Genomic DNA, 17,040 nt, shown 5'->3' on the forward strand with positions numbered 1-17,040 from the left:
AGAGCATGATCGTTTCGGACGGAACGACCCGTTTGGGCCAGCGGTTGGCTTTCAGCCACGATTGCGCGAGAAGAAGCCGACAATGACGACCCCCGCCCCCGCCCCCGCCTCGCTTGACGACGCCCATCTGGCCACGCGCCGCATCACCCGCCTGTCGGTCGGGGTCGCGGTGGCGCTGATCGCGATGAAGGCCTTTGCGCTCGGCGCTTCAGGCTCGGTCTCCATCCTGGCGACCCTGGCGGATTCGGTGCTGGATCTGGCGGCGTCCCTGACCACCTTCTTCGCCGTGCGCTGGGCCGCCGCCCCGGCCGACGAAAACCATCGCTATGGCCATGGCAAGGGCGAGGCCCTGTCCGCCCTGGTCCAGGCCGGACTGGTCTTCGCCTCGGCCCTCTTCATCGCGTGGGAGGGTGTGCAGCGCATCTTCGATCCCCGTCCCGTCACCGCCGGCCTTTGGGCCACGGGGGTCATGGTCGCGGCCATCGCCATCACCGCCTGGCTGGTGTGGATGCAGACCCAGACGCTGAAGAAGACCGGCTCCCTCGCCGTCGCCGGCGACCGCGCCCACTATGCGGCGGACCTCGCCGCCAACGTCATGGTGCTGATCGGCGTGATTTCGGGCGCCTTCCTGGGCGCGCCGGGACTGGATGCGGCCGCCGGCATCGTCGTCGCCGTCTGGCTGTTCTGGGGCGCGACGGGGATGTTGAAGGCCGCCGCCGATCACCTGCTGGATCGCGCCGTGCCCGAGGCCGACCGCGCCGCCATCACCAAGGCCGTCCTGGCCGACCCCCAGGTCTTTGGCGTGCACCAGCTGCGCACCCGCATGTCCGGTCAGGTGATGATGATCCAGATGCATGTCGACCTGGACGCGCACCAGACGCTGGACGCCGCCCACGCCATCGTCGTCGCCGCCGAAAACCGGGTGCTGGCCCAGTATCCCGCCGCCGACATCCTGATCCACGCCGACCCGCGCGGCCACGCCCGTCCGCAGCCCGCGCTCCCGGCCGCCGCTCCAGCCGAGCCGCAAGCCGCCCCCGCCTCGACCGGCCCCGCGCCCAAGGGGCCGTGGTCCTGACCTTGCGTCCAATTTCAATGCAGTAAACGCGCATTAACGGGTCCGGGCGCATCAACCCCTGATGGCCGACCCTTGCGTTCTCTTCCACTTCGCCTTCCAGCCCGCCTCGCGCGCCGCGCGACTGGCGCTGGGAGAGGCGCGGATCGAATGGACGGATGCGCCGGTCCGTCCGTGGGAAGACGATTGCCCGGTCAATGACTTCAACCCGTCCGGTCTGCCGCCGGTGATCCAGACGATGGATCGCGGCCGTCCGTTGGTGCTGTGCGAACTGCCCGCCATCCTGGGCTGGATAGAGGATCAGCAGAAGGGCCCTCTGCTGCTGCCCGCCGACCTCGCCGAACGGGCCGAGGCGCGCCGACTGACCGGCTGGTTCGAGCGCCGCTTCATGGACGAGGTCGACGCCGTCCTGCTGCACGAGCGGATGGAAAAACCCCTGCTCAAGCTGGGCCCGCCCGAAGCCCGCGCCCTGCGTGACGGCCGCGACGCCCTGAAATCCCACCTCGCCATGCTGGAGGACCTGGTCGCCGCGCGCGACTGGCTGGCCGGCCGCCGCCTGTCCCAGGCCGATCTGATCGCCGCCGCCCACCTGTCGGTGCTGGACTATTTCGGCGAGATCCAGTGGAAGACCTGGCCCGGCCTGAAGACCTGGTACTCCAAGGTCAAATCCCGCCCCTGCTTCCGCCCCCTGCTCGCCGACCGCTTCGTCGGCGTGCCGCCGTCGGCGTGGTATGCGGACCTGGATTTCTAGACTCAAAGCCGACGTGCTTGATGACCGCTTAGGGTGGGAAGCGGACATTACCAAACGCAGTTTTACAATCCTTGACTGCTCATCCTAAGCACCATCTGATTGGGTGTTCTAAGGAGGGCGTCATGATCCATAATCTTGCAGCGCTTACGCTTGTGGTCGCGCAGGCGACGGCGCCCGATCCCCTAACTGAAGCGGCCCTGAACGCGCTACGCGCCAGCATCGCGGAGGCAAAAGAAGCACAGAGCGCATTGCCTCCGCCACAGACGGATCAAGAACGCCTGGAGCGCATGGGGGCTATCGACCAGGCCGCTCGACAAGGTCTTTGGAAGGCTCTGGCGAACGTGCCGCCGCCCGAACGCGCGCGAGTTCGACGCGCGCTTTGGCCCGAGGTACGGGCGGTCGATGTCGAAAACCAGCAGCAGTTGTTGGCGATGGTGCCCGAGGACGGCTGGTTCAGAAAAAGTCGCTACGGCGACAACGCAGCCGCGTCGGCGTTCCTCGTTGTGCAGCATGGCGATGAGACGCTGTGGGAGCGCTTTCTGCCTATTCTCGCCGACCTTGTGCCTAGCGGGGAAGTCGCAGGTTCGGAGTACGCCATGATGTATGACCGGCTGCAGATGACGAGGGATCAACCTCAGAGATACGGGACACAGATGACCTGCCCTTACGGCACCGGTCAGTGGACGCTTTGGCGGCTTGAGGATGCGGAGCGCGTCGACGAATTTCGAGCTTTGGTCGGTCTCGGGCCGGTTGCAGAATATGTCGACAGCTTCAAAACGCGGGCTCCTCCGACCTGCTGATAAGCTCGCCGACGAAGGTCCTCTAAGGGTCGAAGGCAGACTCGAGCACAGTCTTCAAGTCGCTCCTCTCAAGACGCGTCCGCGCTCTCATGCTATCCCCGCCCCGTGTCCGACCGCCTGAAAACCTTCATCCGCCAGCGCGCGACCGAGCTGGGCTTCGATGTCTGCCGGTTCGCCTCGGCCGCCGACGCCTGGCCGGCGGGCGAGCGGCTGCGGCGCTTCGTGGACGAGGGCCGGCACGGCGACATGGAATGGATGGAGACGACGCTGGATCGCCGCCAGCATCCCACCGCCATGTGGGACGAGGCGCGGACCGCCATCGTCCTGGGCATGAACTACGGCCCCGAGGAGAACCCGCTGGACCAGCTGGCCGACCGTTCGGCCGGATACATCTCGGTCTATGCGCGCGGCGACGACTATCACGAGGTCATCAAGGGCCGGCTGAAACAGCTGGCGGGTCAGATCGCGGCCCGCAACGGGGCCGACATCAAGGTCTTCGTCGACACCGCCCCCCTGATGGAAAAGCCGCTGGCCCAGCGCGCCGGCCTGGGCTGGCAGGGCAAACACACCAATCTGCTGAGCCGCACCCACGGCAACTGGCTGTTCCTGGGCACCATCCTGACCGCCGCCGAGATCGAGCCGGACGCCGCCGAGACCGAACACTGCGGCCGCTGCACCGCCTGTCTAGACGCCTGTCCGACCAAGGCCTTTCCCGCCCCGTTCCAGCTCGACGCCCGGCGCTGCCTGTCCTACCTGACCATCGAGTTCGCCGGGCCCTGGCCAGTCGAGTTCCGCACCCTGACCGGATCGCGCATCTATGGCTGCGACGACTGTCTGGCCGTCTGTCCTTGGAACAAGTTCGCGCAAGAAGCGCGCGAGATCCGGCTGGCGCCCCGCCCGGCCTTTGAAAGCCCGCGTCTGCACGACCTGCTGGCGCTGGACGACGCCGCCTTCCGCGCCCTGTTCACCAAGAGCCCCGTCAAGCGGATCGGCCGCGACCGCTTCCTGCGGAATGTCCTCTACGCCGTCGGCAACTCGGGCGACGCGACCCTCGTCGCCCCGACGAAAGCCCTGCTGGACGACCCCTCAGCCCTTGTGCGCGGCGCCGCCGTCTGGGCCTTGTCGCAGTTGATGCCGGCTGGCGCGTTCGCGGCCCTGGCCGAGGCGACGACCGAGACCGACTCCCGGGTTCTGGTGGAGTGGCGGCGCGCTTAAGGTCTCCTCCCTGCGAAGCGGAGAGGGGGACCGCGCGTAGCGTGGTGGAGGGGCTCTTGAAGTCCCACAGGCGCCTGTGATGCGGCACAGAACCCCTCCGTCACGGCGCTGAAGACGCGCCGCGCCACCTCCCCACAAAGTGGGGAGGAGACGGATCACGCGGCCTCACCCCATCGCCGTGCCGACGCCCGATCCGCCGCCGGGCACCTTGGCGACGTCCAGCAGTTTCAGGCGGAAGATCAGTACGGAGTTGGCGGGGATCTTGGGATTGCCCTGCTCGCCATAGCCCAGCTCGGGCGGCACATAGAGCAGCCATTCGTCGCCGACGCGCATCTTCTGCAGGGCCTCGGTCCAGCCCTTGACCACTTCCTCGGGCGTGAACACCGCTGGCGCGCCGCGCGCGAAGGAGCTGTCGAACACGCTGTTGTCGACCAGCTTGCCTTCGTAGTCGACCTTCACCAGGTCGTTGCGATCCGGGCTGACGCCGCCGGCCGGTCCTGCCTGCACCACCTTATATTGCAGGCCGCTGGGCAGGGTCTGGACGCCCTCTTCGTTGCCGTTTTTGGCCATGAAGGCGGCCGCCTCGGCCTTGCCTGCGTTCGGATCGACCGGCGCGGCCTGGCCGCAGCCCGCCAGCAAGAAGGCCGCGACGATTGCCGCCTTACCCCATCCGAAGTTCATAGCCGCGTTCCTTCAAGGCCTCGCCGATCTCGTCGGCGTGGGCGCTATCGCGCGTTTCGACCATGATGTCGAACTCGGCGCCTTTGGCCGGCACGTCCAGCGCCAGACGGTTGTGGACCACGTCGATGATGTTGCCGCCCAGGCCGCCGATCACCGCCGCCATGGCCGACAACATGCCGGGTCGGTCGTCGCCCAGAATGCGATAGACGATCAATCGCCGCTCACGGACCATCTCGCGGTTCAGGACGACCGCCAGCATTCGTGCATCGATGTTTCCGCCGCACAGTTCCAGCCCGACCTTCATCCCCTTGAACCGCTCGGGATAGGCCAGAAGCGCGGCCAGACCGCCTGCCCCGGCGCCCTCGGACACGGTCTTCTCATAGGTGACATAGGTGGCGACGGCCCGTTCGAAGTCGGCTTCCTGGCAGACGAAGACCTCGTCCACCAGCGGGTCGGCCAGGGCGAAGGGGATGTCGCCAACCGCCTTGATGGCGATGCCCTCGGCGATGGTCTGGCCGGTGCAGATCGGCGGCTGGCCCGCGCGTTTGGCGGTGAAGGACGGATAGCGCGCGGCCTCGACGCCGAAGACCTTTATGTCCGGCTTCATCGCCTTGGCCGCGATGGCGCAGCCGGCGATCAGCCCGCCGCCGCCGATGGGGATGATCAGGGCCTCGACCTCGGGCGCATCCTCCAGAAGCTCGATCGCGCAGACGCCCTGGCCCGCCACGATGCCTTCGTCGTCGAAGGCCGAGACGAAGACGTAGCCCTTTTCGGCCTCCAGCCGCTTGGCCGCCTCGGTTGAGCCGGTGAAATCCAACCCCTCGATCACCACGGTCGCCCCGTGCGAGCGGGTGCCGTTGATCTTGGCGAAGGGCGTGCCCTCGGGCATGACGATGGTCACCGGCACGCCCAGCCGTCCGCCGTGATAGGCCAGGGCCTGGGCGTGGTTGCCGGCGCTGGCGGCCACCACGCCGCGCTTCATCTCCTCGGGACTCAGCATCAGCAGCCGGTTCAGGGCGCCGCGTTCCTTGAAGCTGCCGGTGAATTGCAGATTGTCGAACTTCACCCAGACCTCGGCCCCCGTCAGCTGCGACAGCTTTCTGGAATAGCGGGTCGGAGTGCGGTCGACCGCGCCGGCGATCCGGGTGCGCGCGGCTTGGATATCGGCGAAGGTGACGGTCATGCGGGGCGTTTCCGAGCTGTCGCGCCTCGACGACTGGGCGCGTTGTCGGGCCTGTTTCGCGCGTTGTCGGGTCCGGGTCCAGAGGGGGAATCTTGAGCGTGGAAGTCGCCCGGCCTGTCGTGCGATAGTGGGGGAAGTCGTCCCCCACGACCCCGAAATCCCGGAGGAAGCCCCATGTCGATCCGTTCGTTCGCCGCCCCTGGCCTGGCTCTCGCCCTGACCGCCGCCGCCCTCTCCGCCTGCGCGCCGACCGCCGGCGGCGGCCTGCCGAACGGGGGTCCGGCCGCCTTCAACGAGGCGGATTTCGGCTGGTCCCAGATGCCCGGCCGCAACAGCATTCAGGGCCAGATCGCCTTCGCTCGGGACGGCAAGGCCTTCGATTGCGTCGCCAGCGTCGGCCTGACGCCGGACACCCCCTACACCCGCGCCCGCATTCGCACCCTGTACGGCTCGACCCAGCGCGCGGCCGTGCCCGCCGCCGTCGTTCGCGCCCGCACCGTCGCCGACGCCAACGCCGATTATCGCAACTATGTCCGCTCCGAGCGGTGCGAGAACGGCCGCTTCCGCTTCGACGGCCTGCCCGACGGCGGCTGGTTCCTGATCGTGCCGGTCACCTCGGGCGATGCACCCCTGGTGCTGATGCAGTCGGTGCAGACGCGCGGCGGCCGGGTCGTATCCGTCACCCTGTGACCCGCACGCCCCGTCTCACGAAGATGCGACCCCGGTAACGCAGATCGCCATCTTCTGACCACGAGCGCCCCGGACTGATCGCTGCTTCTGTGCGAGAGTTCGGGGAGCTTTTTTCTTGTCCCAACACAACATCATAGGATCCGAGGCCTTTACGCGAGGGCCGTCGGTCATCATCCGCAAGTACAAGGCAGGCGGCATGCGGCGTCGCCGGTCCAAGACCATCGCCACCTTCATCGCTGGCGCGGGCGCCATGCTGGTGGTGGGCGCCGTCGCCGTCGCGGCCGTCTATGGCCCCGCCCTGGCGGGCGGCTGACGCCGCGGCTGGCCGTCAGGCCAGCCACACCATCATGCGCGTATCGGCCTCGGCCCGACGCGCCCGGCTCCACGCCCGGCGCGTCTCGCCGGTGTAGAGAAAGCCCGCCTTTTCCAACACGCGGCCAGAGGCCGGATTGTCGGCGAAATGCCCGGCGACCAGCGCCCGGCGCTTCCACTTGCGGCTAGCCCAGACCAGAGCGGCGTCCAGCGCCTCGGTGGCGAAGCCCCGACCCCAGTACTCACGTCCGATCCAGTATCCGGTTTCCGGCGCCCGATCCTCGCCCTCGAACAGGCCGATGACGCCGATCGGCCCCACGTCCTCATGGTCGATGACGAAGGTGTTGGCTCGCCTGGGGTCCTGCGAGGCGACCTGCAGCACGAAGTCGTCGGCGTCGCGCATCTGAAACGGATGCGGCATCCGCTTGGTCATGCGCGCGATGTCCAGGTCATTGGCCAGGGCGGCGATGCGCGGCGCATCCTGGGGCGCGGGCGCGCGCAGGATCAGGCGCCGAGTTTCGACGACAGGAGAGGTTTCGATGACGCACATGGGCGTTGCCTCGGATTGTCGACCATCTCCTTGAAGGGCTCGGACGGTCTTCGAGGCGGGGAAACGCAAACGGGGAGCCTGGTGATCCAGACTCCCCGCGGATTATTATCCCTGGTCCGGATCGGCTGCTGGCAGGAGCAACGCGATCCGGGAAGGTCCAGACTGCGTTACTCGGCGGCCATCGCCTGAGCGGCGTCGTCATTGGCCGCAAGGATCGACACGTAACAACGGCCGCCACGTTTGGTGGTGAATTTCACAGCGCCGTTCGTCAGGGCGAACAGGGTGTGGTCGCGGCCCATGCCCATGTTCTCACCGGCGTGGAAGGTGGTGCCGCGTTGGCGCACGATGATGTTGCCGGCCAGCACGCGCTCGCCGCCATACTTCTTCACGCCAAGGCGCTTCGACTCGGAGTCGCGACCGTTACGCGACGAACCACCGGATTTCTTGTGAGCCATCTTGCCGCTCCGTACTTTCTTGAGGGTCCTACCGGCCTTTCGGCCTACTTGAGGACGTCTCTCTTAACTGGTCTGGCGCGGTGAGCGCCGGTGAATGTCTTAGGCTTCGTCGCCGGCGGCTTCAGCCTTGGGCGCAGCCTTCTTCTTGGCCGGGGCCTTCTTGGCGGGAGCCGAGCTCTCGACCACGACGCCCTTGACCTCGGCGCCGTCCACGTCGGTCACGACCGTCTCGGTCGAACCCAGCGAGGACGCAGCGTCACGAGCGGCCAGGTTGCGAGCGCGCAGATTGATCTCGGCCTTGGTGGTCAGATCGACCTTGCCTTCCCACTTGGCGGTCTCGCCGGCGCCTTCGATGCCGGTGATGCGCAGGACCGATTCCATCTGGCGATGGCCGTTCGTGCGGCGATAGCCCTGGCGACGGGTCTTCTTGAAGATCTTGATCTTCTCACCCTTGCGGGTCTCGACCAGGGTCGCGCCGACGAAGGCGCCGTCGATCAGGGGGGCGCCCAGGGTCACGCCCTTGTCGCCGCCCAGCATCAGGACGCTGTCGAACTTCAGCTCAGCGCCGGCGTCGCCGTCGAGCTTTTCGACGACGATGGTGTCGCCCGGTTGGACCCGGTACTGCTTGCCGCCGGTCTTGATCACCGCGTACATGTTGAAGCCTCAGCGCAAACGCAAAAAAAGATACGCCCCCGGAGAGGGCCCCGGCGGCGAAGAGCGGCGACATATACGGAAGGGTGTCGGAGAGTCAACGCCGAACCGGGCGGAAATTCAGCCCCGGACGGATTATCCCCGCTGTCGCCGCGCCTTGAACTCAGTCGAGGGCGCAGATGTCCGGCAGGCCCCTCAGCGTCCCGGCGTGATCCAGGCCATAGCCGACCAGAAAGCGGTTGGGCGCCTCCCAACCGACGAAGTCCGGCTCGGGCGCGCGGGGCTTGGGCCAGGGCTTCCTGGCGAAGACGCAGGTCAGGACTTCGGATGCGCCGGCGTCCTTGGCGATGCGCACGGCCTCGGCCAGCGACAGGCCGGTGTCGAACACGTCGTCCAGGATCAGGACGCGGCGGCCCGCGATCGGGCGCTGGAACGGCGCATAGACGTCGATCCGGCCCCGGCTGGTCTGCTCGTCGCCATAGGAGGCCAGCCACAGGGCGTCGAAACGGACGTTGCGGCCGACGCGCGACAGGGCGCGGGTCAGGTCGGCGGCGAACCACAGGCCGCCGGTCAGCAGCACGGCGGCGACCGTGTCGTCGTCGATGACGGGCGCGATGCGCTGGGCCAGGTCGGCGACGATGCGCGCCACCTCGGTCTCGGACAGAAGAACGGTCGGCGTCGGGGAGGGATCAGCCATGATGCGAGGGCGATACCGCCTCACCATGCCCCTTGTCCACAGCCCCGACCGGTCGCGCGTCGATCGGCGCGGCCGTGTTCGGCGCCTCGGCGCCGGGCGCCGTCGCCGAGCGCAGACCCTGCGAAGTTTCGGCAGCGGGCTGCGCCGCGTGCGCGGGCGCGGCCTTCGCCTCATGGCCGCCGTGTTCAGCTTGGGGTTTTACAGGCGAAGGGCTGGCCGGCGCGAAGTCGACGCCGATCCCGGCCCCATGGCCGCCCGGATCGGGGATCAGAGCGGCGAAGCCCTGGACCTTGCCCGGCAGGACCGGCGCCGCGTCGATCTTTACGATCTTGAACCCGACCTCGGCGCCGGCGGCGTCCAGCAGGGCCACGCGAATCGGCGGTGAGACGATCTCGACGTCGCGCACATTGCGGATCGCGCCGGACACCACGACCATGCCGGGATGGTTCGGCGCAGCCCTGGCCGTCAGGGCCTCGAAGTCCAGCCCGACCGGATTGACCGGCGCGCCGAAGAATTTGTAGGCCGAAGCCGCCCGGGGGAAGGCCTGGACGATCTCGACGCGGAACAGGAAGGCCGAAACGATCAGGCCGATGAAGACGCTGGCCAGACCCGCCCAGATCACGCCCTGGGTGGCGGCGCGGCGCAGCTTCTTCTGGCGATCGGCGCGGGCGCGGAAGGCGCGAGGCAGCTCCGGCGCCGGCGTTTCGGCCAGGCTGGCCGCCGCCGGCGCGGGATCAGGTTCGGGCGGGGCTGCGGGCGCGACGGCGGCGACCACCGGCTCGGGCGTCAGGGTCAGTTCCAGCGGCTCGTCGGGGGTCGCGCGCCAGACTTCGCCGCACGATTGGCAGCGCACCTTGCGGCCTTCGGGGCCTATGGCTTCGTCACGGATGAAATAGCTGGTGGCGCAGGCGGGGCAGGTCAGTATCATGTGGCTGACTGCGAGGCTGTCGCCCCCTCCCGTAAGGCGCGACGCCGCGCCCTGTTCCTGAAACACATACCATGCCGTCCTCGCCCGCCGAACCCGCCGCTATGACCGAGACCGTTCGCCTGTCTGGCGTCGGCTTCGGCTATGTCGGCGCGCCCGACGTGCTGCGGGACGTTAACCTCATTTTGCCGCGCGGCTCTTTCCACTTTCTTACCGGGCCGTCGGGGGCCGGAAAGTCCTCGTTGCTGCGTCTGCTGACGCTGGCGGACCAACCCCGGACGGGAACCCTCCGCCTGTTCGGATCGGATGTCACGCGCATTGATCGGCGCGACATCCCGGCCTTTCGGCGGCGGATGGGGGTGGTGTTCCAGGATTTCCGCCTGCTGGATCATCTGTCGGCCTTCGACAATGTCGCCCTGCCGCTGCGCCTCGCGGGCTTATCCGAGGCCGAGTACGCCGACGACGTGCGCGAGATGCTGAAATGGGTGGGCCTGGGTCGCCGGATGGAGGCCCGTCCCCCTGCCCTGTCCGGCGGCGAGAAGCAGCGGCTGGCCATCGCCCGCGCCGTCATCACCCGCCCCGGCCTGATCGTGGCCGATGAACCGACCGGCAGCGTGGACGCCGTCATGGCCGACAAGCTGCTGCGGCTGTTCCAGTCGCTGAACAAACTGGGCGCCACCGTCCTGATCGCCAGCCATGACGAGGCCCTGGCCCAACGGTCGGGCGCGCGCGTCTTGAGGCTGGAGGCTGGACGGCTCAGCGAACTCTCGCGGGCCGCCGCATGATCCGTCTGTCAGACTTCAGCCTCTCCAGCCGCCGGCCCGGCCTGCTGCCGCCCGCCGCGGCCGGCGAGCCTTGGCTGATGACCGTCATCGCCGTGCTGTGTTTCCTGGCCTGTCTCGCCGCCGTCGCCGCCTCTGCCGCCGACCGCGCCGCGCACGGCTGGGCCCGACAGCTGGGCGCCGAGGCCACCGTCCAGGTCCGTCCCCGCGTCGGCGAAACCGGCGACACCGCCGCCGCGCGCGCGGCCGAGACCCTGTCAGGCGTCGATGGTGTGGAGGAGGCCGCCGCCCTCAGCCGCAAGGCGGCGGAGGACCTGTTGCGCCCGTGGCTGGGCGACGCCGTCCTGCCCGATCTGCCCCTGCCCCATCTGGTGACGGTCCGACTGAACGCCCAGGCGCCGGCCAGCGCCGTCACGCTAAGCCGGGCCCTGGCCGAGGCCGGGCTGGACGCCACGGTGGACGATCACAGCCTGTGGCGCGGCGAGGTCGAGCGGTCCGCCGGCATGATCACGGTCCTGGCCGGCGCCGCCTTCCTGGCCGTCGCCTTCGCTGCGGCCGCCGCCATCGCCTATGCGACGCGGGCGGGCCTGGCGGCCGGTCAGGGGGTGATCGAGACCTTGAGCCTTAACGGCGCGACCGACAGCGCCATCGCCTGGCTGTTCCAGCGGCGGTTCGGCCTGATGGCGGCCGGCGCCGGCGCGATCGGCGCCGGGCTGGCGGCGATCCTTCTGATCCTCCTGCGGTTCATCGGCGGATCGGGCGGCCTGACGGCGGCCCTGCCCATCAGCTGGAGCGACCTGGCCTTGCTCTCGCCTTGCCCGCTGCTCGCGGCTACGGTTGCGGTTCTGGCGGCGAGATTCGCCGCCATGCGCGTGCTGGCTTCAGGACGGCCGACACAGGGAGGAGGCGCATGAGACTGTTGAGCGTCATCTTCATCACCGGTCTGATCTGGCTGGTCGGCCTGTTCGCCTTCGCCCACCGGGTGCGCGAGCTGACGCCGGCCGACGACCCTGCCCGCGCCGACGCCATCGTGGCCCTGACCGGCCCGTCGTCCGAGCGGGTCAACACCGCCATTCGCCTGCTGGAACAGGGCAAGGGCGAACGGGTGCTGATCTCCGGCGTCAATCGCGAGGTGCGCCGTCAGGAGCTGCGCGAGCTGACGCCCGGCTCCAGCCGTCTGTTCAACTGCTGCGTCGACCTGGGTTTCGAGGCCGAGGACACGGTCGGCAACGCCCAGGAGATCGCCGCCTGGACCCGCGCCAAGGGCTATCGCAGCCTGATCGTCGTGACCTCCGACTATCATATGCCGCGATCGCTGGTCGAAATCCGGGGCCAGCTGCCGGGCGTGAAACTGACGCCCTACGCCATCTCCACCCCGTCGCTGGACAATGCGCGCTGGTGGCGGGCCGCGGTGACCGCGCGGCGGATGACGCTGGAATATATGAAATACCTCGCCGTCCTGGGCCGTGAGGGCGTGCGCCGCATCACCCGCGACCGGCCCGCCTCAGTCACGGCCGAGACCGAAACCGTCCCTGACGAAAAGGCCGCGTCCTAAGTGACCACCCTGCGTTCCCTGATCTTCACCGCCTGGCTCTATCTGTCGATGCCGATCATCGCCATCGGCCTGTCGCCGGTCCTGCTGCTGCCGCACCGCTATGTGCAGGGCGTGTGCAAGCTGTGGGCGAAGATCGTCCTGTTCGGCCTGCGCTGGATCGCGGGGGTCAAGGTCGAGGTGCGCGGGCTGGAGCACGCCCCGTCCGGCGCCGCCCTGATCGCGTCCAAACACCAGGGGATGTTGGACATCGTGGCCCTGCTGGCCGTCCTGCCCGACGCCTGTTTCGTTATGAAGAAGGAGCTGATGCCCCTGCCCTTCTTCGGCTGGTTCGCCTGGAAGTCGAAGATGATCGCCGTGGATCGCGCGGGCCACGCCAAGGCGCTGAAGGATATGACGCGACAGGCGCGCGACCGCCTGTCCGAGGGCCGCCAGATCGTCATCTTCCCCGAGGGCACGCGCAACGATCCAGGCGTGCCCGGCGACTACAAGCCCGGCGTCGCCGCCATCTATCGCGATCTGGAAGGCCCCTGCTGGCCCGTCGCCACCAACTCCGGCGTCCACTGGCCGGCCCACGGCTTCCGCCGCTATCCCGGCACGGTCGTGTTCGAATTCCTCGAGCCGATCCCGGCCCAGCTGAAGCGCGGCGCGATGATGGCGTTGCTGGAAAGTCGCATAGAGACGGCGTCGTTGGCCCTGCTGGAGCCAAAGGCCCAGCTTGCGCATTCTGATCCGGCCTGATCTTCCCCGCTCGGGCTCAATCCATGGAAACGCCGTATGCTCCGTCCCCTTCTGCTGTCCGTCGCCTTCGCCGCCGTGGCCGGCTCCGCTTTCGCCCAATCCCAGCCCTATGAGCAGGTGGAAACCCCGAAGACCTGGCGGGTCGAAGTCGGCGGCGGCATAACCCATGGCTTCAGCGCGACGGGCAACACCGGCGACGACATCAACTACACCGCCTGGGGCTCGGCCAGCTACAAGGACGTGATCTACGCCAACGGCCTGGACGGCGTGGGCTGGAACGCGATCAAGACGGACGATACGCGCGCCGGGGTCCAGTTGCGCCCACGCTTCTCGGCCGGAGACATCGAGGGCTCCAGCCTGGAACGTCCCGGCCTGGGCGCCGATGCCGCCCTGTATGCCTACAAGCGGTTCGGCGGCATCGTGGTCGGCGGCCGCGTCGCCCAGGATGTGTCGGGCGACGACGCCGGCCTGCAGTATTTCGCATCGGTCGGCCATCAACGCGTGACGCCAGTCGGCCTGCTTCGCGTGAGCGGATATATCGTCGGCGGCGATGACAAGCGTCTGCAGCGCTATTACGGCGTTACCGCCGAACAGGCCCCGGGCAGCGGCTTCCAGCCCTATGAGGCGTCGGGCGGGTTGTCGGGCGCAGGCGCCGTCGCGTTTCTCGCCATTCCGATCGGCGAGCGCTTCGGCGTCGGCGGCTTCGTCAATTACGAACAGCGCCTGGGCGACACCAAGGACAGTCCTCTGATCGACGACGAGGGCATCTGGCGCGCCGGCCTGATCGGCGTGGTGCGATTCTCCAGCGCGGACTGATCGTCACGCGCCGTCGCGATTACGCGCATGCCAGGCAAGGCGGGCGCGACGCGTTTCAGCCTCGCTAGCGTGCGGATCGAGGCTGCATCCATGAAACTCGCCCGGCTGGCTCTTTCCACTCGCGTCCGGGGTGGGCGGCCCTTCAATCGTAAGGCCGCCCATCGCTTCGCAACGCTGGGCAGGGTCGGTCGGCAGGGCGGCAAAGGCATGGCGCAGGCTGAAAGGCCCAACGCCATGCCACCCATCACCATGCCGGCCCGTATCATGCTCGCGGCCTACTGCGCCGCGAACTCGCTCAGCGCGTCGATGACGGCGCGGTTCTGGTCTTCGGTGCCGATGGTGATGCGCAGGGCCTGGGGCAGGCCGTAGCCCCCGACGGGGCGGACGATGATGCCCTTGGTGTTCAGATAGTCATTGGCGGCGGCGGCGCGCTCGGGGCTGTCGAACAGGACCAGCACGAAGTTGCCGGCGCTGGGCAGGACGTTCAACCCAAAGCCGCGCAGGGCCTGGGTCAGGCGCGGCTTCCAGTTCGAGATCAGATCGCGCGACGCCGTCTGGTGCGCCTCGTCCGACAGGGCGGCCGTTGCGGCTTCCAGCCCCGGCACCGAGACGTTGAAGGGCAGGCGAATGCGGTCGATGGCCTCGGCGACCTTCAGCGGCGCATAGCCGAAGCCGATGCGCAGGCCGCCCAGGCCGTGGATCTTCGAGAAGGTGCGGGTGACGACGATATTCTCGGCATCCTTGGCCAGCGGGAAGGCGGTCTCCCAGTCGGCCTCGGTCACATATTCCGCATAGGCCTCGTCCACGACCAGGATGATGTGGGCCGGCAGAGCGGCGTGAAGGCGGCGCATTTCCTCGCCCGTGTTGTAGCTGCCGGTGGGGTTGGACGGATTGGAGACATAGACGATCCTGGTGCGGTCATCGACCTGGGCCAGTAGGGCGTCGACCTCGGCCTTGAAGTTCGGCTCGGGCGCCAGCTTGACTTGGGCCTCGCAACCCAGGGCGCTGATGCGGTAGGCGAGGAAACCGTACTGGCCGCAGACGATGTTGTCGCCCGCCGTCAGATAGGTCTGGTTCAACAGGGCGAACACCTCGTCCGAGCCGTTGCCGAAGATCAGCCGCTCAGGCTCCAACCCGTGCAGTTCCGACACCGCATTCCGCAACTTGGTCGCCCGGCCGTCGGGATAGATGTGAATGTTCTTGATCGCCGCCTCATAGGCCGCACGCGCCTTTTCGCCCGCGCCCAGCATGTTCTCGTTGGAGGACAGCTTCATCGGCTCCGCGACGCCGGCGATGGACGACTTGCCGCCGACATAGGGGGCGATGTCGAGGATGCCGGGCTTGGGGGCAGGGCCGTGTGGCGCGGTCGCGTCGGTCATGGAAAGCCTTGATCTCAGAAGATGGGGGCGGCGCCGATCACGCCGCTCATTCGGCCGGGCGCGCTCTTCAGCCGCCCGTCGTCGATCTGCACATAGCCCGTCAGCATAAACAGCTTCAACCCGCCCGCCGCCGCCAGCGGATCGGCGATCAGTCCCGCGTCGCCCAAGGCGTCCACGATCTTGGTCTCGGACCAGCCGCTGTCGGTGACCCAGAAGCTGCGGTCGTCGCCCGTAGGGCCGGATGTCTCTTTGGACACGACGAAGGCCTGGGGCCGTCCGCGCCGGTTGTCCGGCAGGGCGGCGACGATCTTCAGTTCGGGCCGCGCCAGCAGGCGGCCCCACCACGGCCGGTCGGGCGACAGGTCGATCACGGCGCGCGAGCCCGCCTCAGCCGCCTTCAGCGCTTCGTCGGCAAACAAGGGTCGCGACCGCAGGCCGTAGCGGTCCGTGGCCAGGGCTTGGGCCACGCCGCCACAGACGACCAGCGCGGGTCCGGTTGCCGCCTCGATCCGGCCCCACACCGCCTTGACCGTCGCAGCCTCATCCGCCGAGGCGCCGTCTAGCAGTTGACGCAGGGCGATGGCCGAGGCGTCGGCTCGGTCGCACGGACCGGCGGCGACCCGCGCCCGCACCGCCTCGGCCAGGGCGCGATCCAGCGCCAGCAGGGCGTCGTCGGCTTCGGGTTCGTTCAGCAGCGCCATCAGAACAGCTTGGGCGCCGGGGCCAGCGGGAAGGGGCCGAGCCAGGTGCGGCCGTCGCGGAAGACCAGCGTCAGGGGCAGTTGCTCCTGTCCCGTCGCCTCGGCCGCGCCCGCTGCTGCGGCGGCCCCGGCCGCGCCGATGCGGTTCACCGGCCCCTGTCGGGTCGCCATCAAACCAGCAAGGGCGGGCAAAGGCTTTTGCGCCTGAAGTTGCACCTGGCCGGTCAGCCGGCCGTTCGCATCGGCTCGCAAGACATCGCTGGAGAGGGTCGCACGGCTGTCGCCCGCCTGCAGATCGCCGCGCACATTGCGGAACGTCCCGCCCGCCTTTGTCCAGGCGGAGAAGACACCCGCCGCATCGCCGCCGGTCTTCAGTAGGCTGGCGTGGCCGATCTCGGCCTCCAGCTGGGTCGTCAGGCGGCCGTCCTGGGCGAAGCCCTCGACGGGGCCGTCCGCCCGCCCCTGCCCATCCACCAGACGGAACATGACATCGACGTCGTCGGTCGGCGCGGTCGAGCCCTCCAGATGCGGCCGAGCATAGAATTCGATCCGCGCGGCCCGGGCGATGGGGAAGGGTTCGGCGCCGGTCTGGGCCGTGAAGACCGGATTGACCATCTCCAGCGCCAGATTGGGCCAACGCTGATCGATGCCGCTGGCGCTCATGCGGATGGCGTCGCCCTTGACCGCGACCTCGCCCTTGCCTGCGCGGGTCAGCATCAGGCCTTGCGGGGCCACCACCACCCATTTGGTCGGCTGATAGGCGTTGGCCTCTGCGGTCAGATCGGACGCCTTGATCGCATGGCCCGACGGCGCCTGAACGATCAGGTTCGTCAAGGCCACACGGGTGCGAAACGGCCAGCCATTTATAGATTTGTCGGCGAAGCGGATGTCCCAGCCGTCCTGACGCAGGGTCTGGACCTGAGCCTCAAGCCGCGTGTCGATCTGGCGCGTCAGGAAGATCCACCATCCCGTCCAGGCCGCCAGCGCGATCAGCACCAGGATGAAGGGCGCATACAGGCCCTTGCGGCTGTGTCGCTTGGTCGTCGAGACTTCGGTCATGCCGGACCTATAGCGCGCCGCACCCCGAC

General features: G+C 68.4%; 21 protein-coding genes. 11 read left to right on the forward strand and 10 right to left on the reverse strand.

What is annotated here, in order from left to right; all coding sequences use genetic code 11:
- The first annotated feature begins 82 nt into the window (after window positions 1-82).
- From ABIB58_RS11160 to queG, 4 genes are all read left to right on the forward strand, one after another.
- Entirely contained in the window at window positions 83-1,075 is a 993-nt protein-coding gene (locus ABIB58_RS11160) for a cation diffusion facilitator family transporter (protein WP_354040924.1), read from the forward strand.
- 61 nt (window positions 1,076-1,136) lie between these two features.
- Window positions 1,137-1,823 carry an FtsZ-binding protein FzlA gene (gene fzlA, locus ABIB58_RS11165; protein WP_045810619.1) on the forward strand — a complete coding sequence of 229 codons (687 nt, stop codon included), beginning with the start codon at window positions 1,137-1,139 and terminating at the stop codon, window positions 1,821-1,823.
- A gap of 122 nt (window positions 1,824-1,945) precedes the next feature.
- Complete coding sequence (locus tag ABIB58_RS11170) at window positions 1,946-2,623, forward strand: DUF6624 domain-containing protein (RefSeq protein ID WP_045810620.1); 678 nt, start codon at window positions 1,946-1,948, stop codon at window positions 2,621-2,623.
- Between the two features lie 105 nt (window positions 2,624-2,728).
- Window positions 2,729-3,838, forward strand: coding sequence for a tRNA epoxyqueuosine(34) reductase QueG (gene queG / locus ABIB58_RS11175; RefSeq protein ID WP_354040927.1), 1,110 nt, complete (start codon window positions 2,729-2,731; stop codon window positions 3,836-3,838).
- A gap of 165 nt (window positions 3,839-4,003) precedes the next feature.
- On the opposite strand, the gene bamJ is transcribed toward queG, so the two are convergent.
- Together bamJ and ABIB58_RS11185 are read right to left on the reverse strand one after the other, a co-directional pair.
- A complete protein-coding gene (gene bamJ / locus ABIB58_RS11180; RefSeq protein ID WP_354040929.1) occupies window positions 4,004-4,519 on the reverse strand; it encodes a BamJ family beta-barrel-assembly machinery protein in 516 nt (171 codons plus the stop codon).
- A complete protein-coding gene (locus ABIB58_RS11185) occupies window positions 4,500-5,702 on the reverse strand; it encodes a threonine ammonia-lyase (protein WP_354040931.1) in 1,203 nt (400 codons plus the stop codon). The genes bamJ and ABIB58_RS11185 overlap by 20 nt, the downstream gene beginning before the upstream one ends.
- A 174-nt stretch (window positions 5,703-5,876) precedes the next feature.
- Between ABIB58_RS11185 and ABIB58_RS11190 the strand changes: the two genes are divergently transcribed.
- On the forward strand, window positions 5,877-6,392 hold the full coding sequence (locus tag ABIB58_RS11190; RefSeq protein ID WP_055807750.1) for a hypothetical protein: 516 nt from the start codon (window positions 5,877-5,879) through the stop codon (window positions 6,390-6,392).
- Window positions 6,393-6,507: 115 nt separating this feature from the next.
- The gene (locus ABIB58_RS11195) at window positions 6,508-6,705 is read left to right on the forward strand and encodes a hypothetical protein (protein WP_039244035.1); all 198 of its coding nucleotides are present in this window, start codon (window positions 6,508-6,510) and stop codon (window positions 6,703-6,705) included.
- A gap of 15 nt (window positions 6,706-6,720) precedes the next feature.
- Here ABIB58_RS11195 and ABIB58_RS11200 read toward each other — a convergent pair whose 3' ends face one another.
- The 5 genes from ABIB58_RS11200 to ABIB58_RS11220 all read right to left on the reverse strand — a co-directional run bounded on the left by ABIB58_RS11200 (window position 6,721) and on the right by ABIB58_RS11220 (window position 9,985).
- Window positions 6,721-7,254: a GNAT family N-acetyltransferase gene (locus ABIB58_RS11200; protein ID WP_354040934.1), complete on the reverse strand. Its 534-nt coding sequence runs from the start codon at window positions 7,252-7,254 to the stop codon at window positions 6,721-6,723.
- A gap of 167 nt (window positions 7,255-7,421) precedes the next feature.
- A complete protein-coding gene (gene rpmA / locus ABIB58_RS11205) occupies window positions 7,422-7,709 on the reverse strand; it encodes a 50S ribosomal protein L27 (RefSeq protein WP_039244031.1) in 288 nt (95 codons plus the stop codon).
- A 99-nt stretch (window positions 7,710-7,808) separates the two neighbouring features.
- Entirely contained in the window at window positions 7,809-8,363 is a 555-nt protein-coding gene (gene rplU / locus ABIB58_RS11210) for a 50S ribosomal protein L21 (RefSeq protein ID WP_045810626.1), read from the reverse strand.
- A gap of 160 nt (window positions 8,364-8,523) precedes the next feature.
- Window positions 8,524-9,057 (reverse strand): phosphoribosyltransferase, encoded by a 534-nt coding sequence (locus tag ABIB58_RS11215; protein ID WP_045810627.1) that lies wholly within the window; start codon window positions 9,055-9,057, stop codon window positions 8,524-8,526.
- Window positions 9,050-9,985: an MJ0042-type zinc finger domain-containing protein gene (locus tag ABIB58_RS11220; protein WP_045810628.1), complete on the reverse strand. Its 936-nt coding sequence runs from the start codon at window positions 9,983-9,985 to the stop codon at window positions 9,050-9,052. The genes ABIB58_RS11215 and ABIB58_RS11220 overlap by 8 nt, the downstream gene beginning before the upstream one ends.
- A gap of 71 nt (window positions 9,986-10,056) precedes the next feature.
- Here ABIB58_RS11220 and ABIB58_RS11225 point away from each other — a divergent pair, with 71 nt between their 5' ends.
- From ABIB58_RS11225 to ABIB58_RS11245, 5 genes are read left to right on the forward strand one after another with little or no spacing between them, the layout of a single operon-like run.
- Window positions 10,057-10,767 carry a cell division ATP-binding protein FtsE gene (locus tag ABIB58_RS11225; RefSeq protein WP_354040938.1) on the forward strand — a complete coding sequence of 237 codons (711 nt, stop codon included), beginning with the start codon at window positions 10,057-10,059 and terminating at the stop codon, window positions 10,765-10,767.
- Window positions 10,764-11,678, forward strand: a complete 915-nt coding sequence (locus ABIB58_RS11230) for a cell division protein FtsX (protein WP_354040940.1) — start codon at window positions 10,764-10,766, stop codon at window positions 11,676-11,678. The genes ABIB58_RS11225 and ABIB58_RS11230 overlap by 4 nt, the downstream gene beginning before the upstream one ends.
- Window positions 11,675-12,319, forward strand: a complete 645-nt coding sequence (locus ABIB58_RS11235) for a YdcF family protein (protein WP_354040941.1) — start codon at window positions 11,675-11,677, stop codon at window positions 12,317-12,319. The genes ABIB58_RS11230 and ABIB58_RS11235 overlap by 4 nt, the downstream gene beginning before the upstream one ends.
- A complete protein-coding gene (locus tag ABIB58_RS11240; RefSeq protein ID WP_354040943.1) occupies window positions 12,320-13,057 on the forward strand; it encodes a lysophospholipid acyltransferase family protein in 738 nt (245 codons plus the stop codon).
- 36 nt (window positions 13,058-13,093) lie between these two features.
- Window positions 13,094-13,873, forward strand: a complete 780-nt coding sequence (locus ABIB58_RS11245; RefSeq protein ID WP_354040945.1) for a MipA/OmpV family protein — start codon at window positions 13,094-13,096, stop codon at window positions 13,871-13,873.
- A 275-nt stretch (window positions 13,874-14,148) separates the two neighbouring features.
- Here ABIB58_RS11245 and hisC read toward each other — a convergent pair whose 3' ends face one another.
- Genes hisC through ABIB58_RS11260 form a run of 3 tightly spaced genes read right to left on the reverse strand, consistent with a single transcriptional unit; the run spans window position 14,149 to window position 17,011 of the window.
- Window positions 14,149-15,252 (reverse strand): histidinol-phosphate transaminase, encoded by a 1,104-nt coding sequence (hisC, locus tag ABIB58_RS11250; RefSeq protein WP_354040947.1) that lies wholly within the window; start codon window positions 15,250-15,252, stop codon window positions 14,149-14,151.
- A gap of 14 nt (window positions 15,253-15,266) precedes the next feature.
- Complete coding sequence (locus ABIB58_RS11255) at window positions 15,267-15,953, reverse strand: hypothetical protein (RefSeq protein ID WP_045810634.1); 687 nt, start codon at window positions 15,951-15,953, stop codon at window positions 15,267-15,269.
- Entirely contained in the window at window positions 15,953-17,011 is a 1,059-nt protein-coding gene (locus tag ABIB58_RS11260) for a DUF2125 domain-containing protein (RefSeq protein WP_045810635.1), read from the reverse strand. Before ABIB58_RS11260 ends, ABIB58_RS11255 begins: the two co-directional genes overlap by 1 nt.
- Window positions 17,012-17,040: the final 29 nt, after the last annotated feature.

The sequence above is a fragment of the Brevundimonas sp. UYEF29 genome (genome assembly GCF_040546195.1).
Taxonomy (GTDB): domain Bacteria; phylum Pseudomonadota; class Alphaproteobacteria; order Caulobacterales; family Caulobacteraceae; genus Brevundimonas; species Brevundimonas huaxiensis.